Genomic DNA, 9221 nt, shown 5'->3' with positions numbered 1-9221 from the left:
TGATGCCCAGGGTCATCGGTCTCAGGAAGTCCTCGCCCGTCATCTTGGTGGAGATGGCGAGCCCCAGGAGGATGGTCACGATGTTCGCCAGCTCGTTCTGAGCCCCCTTCGCCAGGCGGTCCACGACGCCGCTCTCGCGCAGCAGATTCCCGAACATCAAGAAGCCGATCAGGGCCGCCGACGCCGGGACGAGGAAGCCGGAGATCAGGGTGACCAGGATGGGAAAGAGGACCTTCTTTCGTTTGGAGACCGGTTTTTCATGGTACGGCATGGCGATGCGCCTCTCGGCCGCGGTGGTCAGCAGACGGATCACCGGCGGCTGAATGATGGGCACCAGCGCCATGTAGGAGTAGGCCGCGACGGAGATCGACCCCAGAAGCTGCGGCGCGAATCGGTTGGCGACGTAGATGGATGTGGGGCCGTCCGCGGCCCCGATGATGCCGATGGACGCAGCCTCCCTGAGGTCGAAGAACCCCGTGGCGTAGGCCAGCCCCATGGTCAGAAAGATTCCGGCCTGGGCCATCAGGCCGAAGATCATCGTGACCGGCGTCTGAAAAAGGGGCGTGAAGTCGATCATGGCCCCGACGGCGATGAAGACCAGGAGCGGAAACAGCTCCGTCTGGATCCCCATCTCGAAGAGCCGGCTGATCGCCCCCACCTCGACGCCGTTCCCCACGACGTGCGTCAGGGCGGACGAGAGCGGGATGTTCACCAGCAGGGTGCCGAACCCCATGGGGAGCAGAAGAGAGGGCTCGTATTCCTTGACCGTGGCGAGATAGATCAGCAGGAGCCCCACTCCGACCATCACGACCTGCGGCCAGGTCAGGGCGGAGAGTCCGTGAAAGAGTTCCATCGTGATTCCGAGAGCCTCCTAAAAAAGTATAGAGAATAGATTTATTGTACGATACGCCCGGCATCCGAAAGGCCGCGGGGGCCTGCGGCGCTCAATAGGCCAGCTTGTAGATCTCCAGGACGTCGTTCGCATCGAGGGACTTCAGGACTCCGAAGTTTCCGCGGGCGGAGGCATTGGCGGCCAGCCGCGCGATGTCCGCCTCCCCGATGTTCAGCTCTCGAAGCGTGGTGGGGGCCCCTACGGAACGGAAAAAGTCCTCCAGCAGATCGATTCCCTCGACCGCCCGCTCCTCCTCCGAGCCGTCGAAGACGTCGAACACGGCCTCCGCGAGACGCGCAAAGGGCGCCGGATGCCGTTTGCAGAGGTAGCGGGCCCAGGCCGGCATCATCACGGACAGGGAGGCCCCGTGGGGAACGTCGAACAGGAGGCTGAGCGAATGCCCCAGCTTGTGGGAGGAGAAGTCTCCGCGGGCCGCGCGTCCGCAGGAGAGCGCGCCGTTGTGCGCCAGAGAGCCGGCCCAGGCGTACTCCGCGCGCGCGTCGTAGTCCTCGGGCTCCTCCAGCAGGTCCGGGATCAGACGGGTCATGCTTCGGAGCAGGGCGTATCCCTGTTCGTCCACCAGCTCCACCCCCTCGTCGCCATCCAGAACGCGCTCCAGGACGTGAGCCATGATGTCGATGCCGCCGTAGACGGTCTGGGTCTCGGGCAGGGAGAACTGGAAGGACGGGTCGATGGCCGAGACGCGGGGGTAGAGCAGAGGGCTGTTCATGGAGGTCTTCGCCTCCTTCTCGGGGTTCGAGACGACCGCGATGCCGTTGACCTCGCTGGAGGTCGCCGAGGCCGTCAGCACACCGAAGATCGGCAGGGCCCGCTCCACCTCCCTGCCCTCGAAGAAGTCCCAGGGATCCCCGTCGTAACAGGCTCCGGCTGCGACGGCCTTGGCGGAGTCGAAGACGCTGCCCCCGCCGACCGGCACGATCGCGCCAATCGGGGACGCCTTGATGCGCGCTACGGCCTCCCGGACCTTGTCGATCCTGGGATTCGGCCTCACGCCGCCAAGTTCGGGAAAGGCAATGCCCTTCTTCGTCAGGGCATCGGCCACCTGAGTGTAGACGCCGTTCTTGAAGATCGCCTTGCCCCCATAGAGCAGAAGGACGCTCTCGACCCCGGCGGCCTCCAGCTGATCCGCAAGCTGGAGAACCGTCCCCCGGCCGAAGAGCACGATCGTTGGGTTCCACCACGTAAAGTTTTTCATCTCTCCGCGACCTCCCCGGGAACGGGGTCCCGCTCCCGATCCGATTTGCCGGGCTCCGCCCCCCTGCCGTCGCAGCGGTCGAACCCCATTTTTTTATAGTATCGCAGCAACAGGAAAAACGCTAGGATTCCCCCGCCCATATCCAGAGCGGGGAAGCAGGCCCAAACCCCCTTCACGCCCCAGAACCTCGGCAGGATGAGGATTGCGGGGATCAGCATCAGAAACTGACGCGACAGTGAGAGCAGGAGCGACAGCCTGGCGCGTCCCAGCCCCTGGAAAAAACTGTTCGCGATCAGGGCGATACCCGAGAACACGACCCCGGCATAGGCGATGCCCATCCCCTCGGAGGCCAGGACCAGAAGGTCGGGATCCGCCGTGAAGAAGAGCATCATCTCGTTCACAAAGAGGCGGACGATCAGGACGCTCCCGACAAAATAGCCGGTCGCGAGGATCAAGGCCCATTTCAGGGCCTCCAGCACACGTCCCAGGAGCCGCGCGCCCCAGTTGTAGCCGAAGATGGCCTGAACGGCCTCCCCGAGCCCGATGACCGGCAGAAACAACAGCGAGTCCCAGCCCAGAAACGCTCCGAGCGCCGAGACGGCGATGGGGCCGCCGTAGGTATTCATGGAGCGGTTGAAGAGAATGAAGAACACCGAGAAGGAGACCTCGGTCAGGCAGGGCGGGAACCCCAGGGCGAGGATGCGCTTCAGGACGTCGAAGCGCGGAATGCAGCAGGACGCGCGGATACGCAGACAGCCTCCATACCGCCAATAGAACGAGGAGACCCAGAGCACGCTCAGCATCTGGGAGAGGATGGTTCCCCACGCGGCCCCGGCGATGCCCCACCCCCATCTCCAGATGAAGAGGGCATCCAAGATGGTATTGGAGATGGCCCCGATGACCTGCGTCCCCATGGCGAAGAGCGGCCGACCCTCGGCCTGCACGCAGAAGTTCATCGCAAACGAGAGCATCGCGGCGGGGACCCCCATGAGGATGATCCGCATGTACTCCCGGGCCATGGGGAGCAGTTTCTCGTCCGCCCCGCTCAAGCGGAGCAGGGAATCGGTCTCCAGCATGCCGAAGACCATCAGGACGACGCTGAGGATGAGGATGGACGAGACGACGTTCCCCAGCACGAGCTCCGCCCGCTCCGGGTTCCGCTCGCCCAGTGCGCGGGAGATCAGGGGTAAAGCCCCGATTCCGAACAAAAAGCACAGGGAGATGAGGATCAGCATGAAGGGGAAGCAGACGCTGATGGCGGCGAGCCCCTCGGGGCCCACGACCCGTCCGACGAACATGCGGTCCACGATGTTGTACAGGGAACCGGCCAGCATCCCCGCGATCGACGGCAGCGCAAAGGCCACGATCAGTTTCAGCACGGGCTCGCGCCCCATTCGCTCCGGTTGGAGCATCTCGTTTACCCCCTCGAAGGCTCAGGAAAGATACTTTAAAAATCCGTCAGCCTATAATATCACAATAAAAAATCCTCATTGACCCGTGAGTTCCCGAGAGAACGGTGCTAAACTGCTGGTGTCTTCGAGGAAGCACCGATGTCATTTACGAAGCACCCCGGTGGTACCCCAGACTGCCCGTTATAAGGAGGAAGCTTGCCGGGGCCGCCGCTATCTCGAGACTGACGGCCCGCAAGCAAAGCGAGCGGCTGCTGGAAGGCTCCTCTCTGGGGCCGCGGCGTGGGGGGCGTAGCCCCCATGTTGATAAATGCGCCCGGGAGGGCTCGATTGGAGGATTTTACAATGGCCGAACGCCGCGCCGCGATCGGGAGGAACACCGTTTGAACCTCGCCGTCTTCGACCTCGAGACCAACGGTTACGCGGGCTCCTCCGTGCTCTCCGCCTCGTCGATCGTCCTCGACGAGGCGGGGCGCATGCTGGCGTTCTTCAATCGCTTCTACCTCCCGACCGAAGCCTTCAACCCCTATCTCTTCCGCATCCACGGCCTGACGCCCCAGCGGCTCCTGGCCCTGCGGGAGCACATCCCCTCGGCGCCTTACTTCATCGAGGATTGGCCCGATCTGATGGAGTTCTGGGAACACTGGGATGTCGAGGGGATCGTCGTCCACAACGTGCGGTTCGACCTGGCCTTTTTGCCGGAGCTCGCCCAGAGTTCCCTGCGCTGCTGGTGCTCCATGCGGGGGCTCACCGAGCTGTGCGCGCTGCCCAAACGGCCGGGAAGCCGGGGCGGCGGCGCCTACAAGTGGCCGAGGCTCCAGGAGGCGGCCGACGTCGTCTGCAACGGCCCAAAGGCCCTGACGCCCCCGGCGGCCACGCGGCAAGTCGAATCGGAGGTCGGGGAGTGCCGCGCGCACGTCTCCCTGGCGGACTGCTTCGAGCTCTACAGGATCTCGGCGCGAATCCTGGCCCACCATCCCGAGCACATGCACTTCGCCCCCGTGCTCCTGCCCTTCCGGATGCCGAGGACGGTCGCGGGAGAAATCAAGGCCAACCCCCGGCACGACGGCTTCACGACCGGACTGCTGGAGCTGGAGGCGCGCCTCCGGAGCCTTCTGCCCTGAACCACAAAAATGCCGCCTCTAAAGAGGCGGCACCGTCGTTCGGGTGAATCAAGGCTCTGGGGTCCAAGCGGTTCGAGGATTACTTGGAGTACAACTCGACCGCCAGGATCTCGTTCACATCGATGGGAAGCTCCTCCCGCATGGGCTCACGAATCAGCTTCGCGCTGAACTGCTCCTTATTCTTCTCGATGTAGGGGACGTTGAAGGCCACCAGACCCTGGAAGTTATCCTGGAAAAGCGCGTTGGTCCGGGATTTCTCCTTCAGGGCGATGACGTCGTTCACCTTGACGCCGTAAGAAGGGATATCCACCTTCTGTCCGTTCACCAGGACATGCCCGTGGCTCACGATCTGCCGGGCCTGACGGATGGAACGGGCAAAGCCGATGCGGTAGACGAGGTTGTCCAAACGGCACTCCAGGTTCTTGAGCAGCGCCACGCCGGTCATCTCCGGGCTCTTCTTGGCGATCTCGAAGTAACGGGCGAACTGACGCTCCAGAATCCCGTAATAGGCTTTGATCTTCTGCTTCTCGAGCAGCTGGAGCCCATACTCCGAGACCTTCTGCCCGCCCCTCATGGGCTTTTTGGTATCCACCCTCTTCATGGCCTTGGGATGACCGCAGACATTGACTCCCAGATGACGGCACAGCTTAAAACGAGGCTCTCTTCGGGTTGCCATAAGGACACTCCTTCTTCAAATTAAATTAAAGGGCTTCACGAGCCCCTTCTTTATTCTGCGTGAATTTTCTCAGACGCGGCCTGCGCGACGCTCGAACGCCCCGTTTCCTATCCCTCGAAACCATGATCGGGGCCCCATGCGTCTCATGCCATAAAAGGCAAAGCTACCGCATCTTTGAAGCGCTGGTTAAAACAAAAATGCACATCTTTACTAGAGGAAATATGAGAAAATATCTCCAAGTAAAAGTTTCCAGCGCTTCCCTAATTTTTTAACTGGGGGCTTTGCCCCCATACCCCCTACGCCGCTATCTTGAGACTGAACGGCCCGCAAGCGAAGCGAACGGCTGCCGGAAGGCTTCCCTCCAGAGATAGCGGCGGCCCCGTATGTTCTAACCATTAACTGGCAAGCTGGGGTACCACAGGGGGGCTTCACAGAAATCAACATCTCTCCTATTTTAGCATCCAACAAGGCGGCTGTAAAGGACGATACGCCGGCAAACGCTTACCTCGGAGGCAAAACCTCCAGCCAATAGCCGTCCGGGTCCTTGATGAAGTAGATGCCCATCTTCTCGTTCTCGTAGCACACCCATCCCCGCTCCCGGTGGAAGGCCCGCATCGCCTCGAAGTCATCGGTCTCGAAGGCCAGATGAAACTCCTGCTCCCCCAGATCGTAGGGTTGGGTCCGTTCCTTTATCCAGGTGAGCTCCAACGTGAAATCGGTCTTGCCGTCCCCGAGATAGACGATGACGAACGATTCGTCCGTGATCCGGCGTACCTCCCGGAGGTCCAGGGCTTCCTCGTAAAAGGCCATGCTTCTCTCGAGGTCCAGGACGTTAAAATTGAAATGGCAGAAATGCGCTTTCATGGCGATACCTCCCAGAATCGGTCGAAAACGGAAGAGCGGGGAGGCCCGAACCCGATGCGAGCTCCCCGCAACGGCCCATCGCTTAAATGTCCTCCTCGAGGGGAACCGTCCGAATGCGCAGTTCCTCCAGCCTCGCCTCCTCGACGACATCCGGCGCCTTGGACAGCAGGCACTGGGCCTTCTGGGTCTTCGGGAAGGGCATGACCTCCCGAATGGACTGGCCGCCGCAGAGGAGCGTCGCGAGCCGGTCCACACCCAGGGCGATCCCCCCATGGGGCGGAGTGCCGTAGGACAAAGCCTCGAGGAAGAAGCCGAAACGCCGCTTCGCCTCCTCCGGAGCTATGCCGAGGCACTGAAAGGCCCGGGCCTGCACCTGAGGATCGTGGATTCGGATGGAACCGCCGCCCACCTCGTTGCCGTTGAGCACGCAGTCGTAGGCTCGGGCCAGGGCGCGCGCCGGGTCCGTCTCCATGAGGTCCAGCTCCTCCAGAACCGGGGAGGTGAAGGGGTGGTGCATGGCCGTCCAGCGCTTTTCCTCCTCGCTCCACTCGAAGAGCGGGAAGCGGGTCACCCACAGGAACCTCCATGCCTTTTCGTCGAGGAAACCCCTTGCCCTGCCCAGATCCAGGCGCAGCACCCCCAGAATCGTACAGGCCTTGGCCCGATCGGCATCGGCCACGAGGAACAGGGCGTCTCCCTCGTTCAGCCCGGCGAGCTCCTTCAGACGGTCCTGCTCCGGCCCGGACAGGAACTTGACCAACGGCCCCTTCAGCGCGCCGTCCTTGAGCTGGAAGGCCGCGAGTCCGGAGGCCCCGAATTTTTTGGCCTTATCCTCCAGGTCGGAGAGCTCCCTGCGCGAAAGGGCCGCCCCTCCGGGAAGCGCGAGGCCGCGCACGACGCCCCCCTTCGCGAGCAAGCTCCTGAAGGGCTCGAATGAGGACTCGGCGAAGACGGAGGCCACGTCGCAGAGCTCCAGGGAGATGCGGAGGTCGGGCTTGTCGCTGCCGTAGCGGTCCATCGCGTCCCAATAAGGCATCCGCTCGAAGGGGGTGGGGACGTCGACGCCGAGGATCTCCTTGAAGAGCCCCTTCATATAGCCCTCGATGAGTTCCATAACGTCGTCCTCGACGATGTAGCTCATCTCGATGTCGACCTGGGTGAACTCCGGCTGGCGGTCGGCGCGCAGATCCTCGTCCCGGAAACAGCGCGCGATCTGGTAGTACCGGTCGCACCCGCTGACCATGAGGATCTGCTTGAAGAGCTGCGGGGATTGAGGAAGCGCGTAGAAGGTCCCGGGGTTGACCCGGCTCGGGACCAGGTAATCGCGTGCTCCCTCGGGCGTCGCCTTCGTGAGTATCGGGGTCTCGACCTCCATGAAGCCACGCCCGTCCAGGTAGGCGCGGGTGAAGGCGTTCATACGGCTGCGGATGCGCAGATTGCGCTGCATCCTCTCCCGGCGCAGGTCCAGGTAGCGATAGGACAGGCGCAGGTTCTCGTCCACCTTATCGGTCCCCTCCCCCACCTCGAAGGGCAGCGGCGCGGCGGAGGAGAGCAGCAGAAAGTCCTCGGCCACGATCTCCACGGAGCCGGTCTTCAGAGCGGGGTTCTCCGTCCCCTCGGGGCGGACGCGGAGCGTGCCCCTGACGGCGATGCAGTACTCGTTCCGAAGCTCCCCGGCCCGCTCGTGGACCTCCCCGGCCTCGGGGCCAAATACGACCTGGACGGACCCGGTGTAGTCCCACAGCTCGATGAAGATGATGCCCCCAAGGTCGCGGCGGCGGCGAACCCATCCGTTGGCCCGAACCGCACTCCCCGCCTCGGCCGTCCCGAAGTCCCCGCAGAGCGACGAACGCTGCCAGGATTTATCGAAAAAGTCCGTCCGGCCTTCCCCCTGTTTTTTTTCGCTGAAACAACCCATCCTTAAGATGCCTCCGTCCTGCCAATATACCCGAAACCGATCGGCTGCACCATTATACCCGCTCACGGGCCAATATTCCCCAGAGCTCCTCGTGCATATCCGTTCGGCAGGTCCCCCGCGGCTCCATGAAACGTCCTATAATACTTGAAGCGATACTTTCCTCCCCAAGACGCGCCCGGGCCTTCTCCGCCTCATCGGGCGGTACGACCGCAACCAGCATCCCCGAGGAGATCAGGTGCAGGGGATCGAAGCCAAGCGCCTTCGCCGCGCGGCGCGTCAGCGGCGAGACGGGAATGGCGTCCATATCGAGCGCGATGCCGAGCCCGCAGGCGTTCCGTATCTCCAGAAGCCCTCCCTCCAGGCCTCCCTCCGTGGGATCGTGCATGTAACGCGCATGGTCCCGGAGCAGGCGGGCCTCGCGGACGACCGACAGATCGCCCTGCCAGGAACGCACTTCGTCCAGCTCCGACGCATCGAGGCACGACAGCAGGTCGGGCCGGTCGTGGGCCAGGATGGACATACCCTCCAGGCCGGCATGGCCGGTCACCAGCAGGAGATCGCCCTTCTCGATCCGGTCCGCGCTCAGGAGCCGGCGCGACGGTCCCAGCATCGTCCCTACGATGACCGGCCTGTCGTAGCGGTCCGTCAGCTCCGTGTGCCCGCCGACGACCGCGATGCCCAGCTCGGAGCAGGTCTCGTGAACCTCGCTCATGATCCGCTCGATCATGGGAACCCCATCGTCGGACGGGATGATCAGGGTGACGACCAGCCAGGCGGGATCCGCGCCCTTGCAGGCGACATCGTTGGCGTTGATGTGGACCAGGAGCCGCCCCGCCCCGGCGGTCGCCCCCACCACGGGGTCGGAGGCCGCCACGAGGTAAGGGGCGTCCGGCCATTGAATCACCGCCGCATCCTCCCCGAGTCCGGCCCCGACCACGACGTCGGTCCGTTCCGCCCCGGAGTAGCGGAGCACCCCCTGCAGGAGCAGGTCGGGAGGCAATTTACCCAATATTTTCTTCTCGTCTTTCCTCTGCATGAAGATCTCCTCCTTCATTCTCATGCAGAACGCATCGCAGAACGTCCGGTGCAGAATGAAAAACCCGAGGAAACGGCGATTGAATC

The 9221-nt window shown here is 63.1% G+C and carries 8 protein-coding genes; 1 reads left to right on the top strand and 7 read right to left on the bottom strand.

The window, feature by feature from the left end:
* The 3 genes from ABLA28_RS02795 to ABLA28_RS02785 all read right to left on the bottom strand — a co-directional run.
* Positions 1-853: sodium ion-translocating decarboxylase subunit beta (locus ABLA28_RS02795; protein WP_347712414.1), on the bottom strand; the 853-nt coding region annotated here is incomplete at its 3' end.
* A gap of 91 nt (positions 854-944) precedes the next feature.
* Positions 945-2108, bottom strand: coding sequence for an iron-containing alcohol dehydrogenase (locus ABLA28_RS02790; RefSeq protein WP_347712413.1), 1164 nt, complete (start codon positions 2106-2108; stop codon positions 945-947).
* Positions 2105-3520, bottom strand: a complete 1416-nt coding sequence (locus ABLA28_RS02785; protein WP_347712412.1) for an MATE family efflux transporter — start codon at positions 3518-3520, stop codon at positions 2105-2107. The genes ABLA28_RS02790 and ABLA28_RS02785 overlap by 4 nt, the downstream gene beginning before the upstream one ends.
* Before the next feature lie 380 nt (positions 3521-3900).
* On the opposite strand from ABLA28_RS02785, the gene ABLA28_RS02780 reads away from it, so the two are divergent.
* A complete protein-coding gene (locus ABLA28_RS02780; RefSeq protein ID WP_347712411.1) occupies positions 3901-4641 on the top strand; it encodes a hypothetical protein in 741 nt (246 codons plus the stop codon).
* A gap of 79 nt (positions 4642-4720) precedes the next feature.
* On the opposite strand, the gene rpsD is transcribed toward ABLA28_RS02780, so the two are convergent.
* From rpsD to ABLA28_RS02760, 4 genes are all read right to left on the bottom strand, one after another.
* Positions 4721-5317: a 30S ribosomal protein S4 gene (gene rpsD / locus ABLA28_RS02775; protein WP_299299299.1), complete on the bottom strand. Its 597-nt coding sequence runs from the start codon at positions 5315-5317 to the stop codon at positions 4721-4723.
* 501 nt (positions 5318-5818) lie between these two features.
* Positions 5819-6181 carry a VOC family protein gene (locus ABLA28_RS02770; RefSeq protein ID WP_347712410.1) on the bottom strand — a complete coding sequence of 121 codons (363 nt, stop codon included), beginning with the start codon at positions 6179-6181 and terminating at the stop codon, positions 5819-5821.
* Positions 6182-6263: 82 nt separating this feature from the next.
* Positions 6264-8099: an aspartate--tRNA ligase gene (gene aspS / locus ABLA28_RS02765; RefSeq protein ID WP_347712409.1), complete on the bottom strand. Its 1836-nt coding sequence runs from the start codon at positions 8097-8099 to the stop codon at positions 6264-6266.
* Between the two features lie 52 nt (positions 8100-8151).
* The gene (locus ABLA28_RS02760; RefSeq protein WP_347712408.1) at positions 8152-9135 is read right to left on the bottom strand and encodes an AIR synthase related protein; all 984 of its coding nucleotides are present in this window, start codon (positions 9133-9135) and stop codon (positions 8152-8154) included.
* Between the last annotated feature and the right edge of the window lie 86 nt (positions 9136-9221).

Origin of the sequence: uncultured Fretibacterium sp., from assembly GCF_963544685.1 — a bacterium.
In the GTDB taxonomy this organism is placed as follows: domain Bacteria; phylum Synergistota; class Synergistia; order Synergistales; family Aminobacteriaceae; genus CAJPSE01.
The sequence above is the reverse complement of the archived record's forward strand: the minus strand, read 5'-3'. Positions and strand labels throughout refer to the sequence as shown.

Coding starts and splice junctions, on each gene's coding strand:
- aspS (WP_347712409.1), bottom strand. CDS start 8,099: ATGGGTTGTTTCAGCGAAAAAAAACAGGGGGAAGGCCGGACGGACTTT.
- ABLA28_RS02785 (WP_347712412.1), bottom strand. CDS start 3,520: ATGCTCCAACCGGAGCGAATGGGGCGCGAGCCCGTGCTGAAACTGATC.
- ABLA28_RS02760 (WP_347712408.1), bottom strand. CDS start 9,135: ATGCAGAGGAAAGACGAGAAGAAAATATTGGGTAAATTGCCTCCCGAC.
- rpsD (WP_299299299.1), bottom strand. CDS start 5,317: ATGGCAACCCGAAGAGAGCCTCGTTTTAAGCTGTGCCGTCATCTGGGA.
- ABLA28_RS02770 (WP_347712410.1), bottom strand. CDS start 6,181: ATGAAAGCGCATTTCTGCCATTTCAATTTTAACGTCCTGGACCTCGAG.
- ABLA28_RS02790 (WP_347712413.1), bottom strand. CDS start 2,108: ATGAAAAACTTTACGTGGTGGAACCCAACGATCGTGCTCTTCGGCCGG.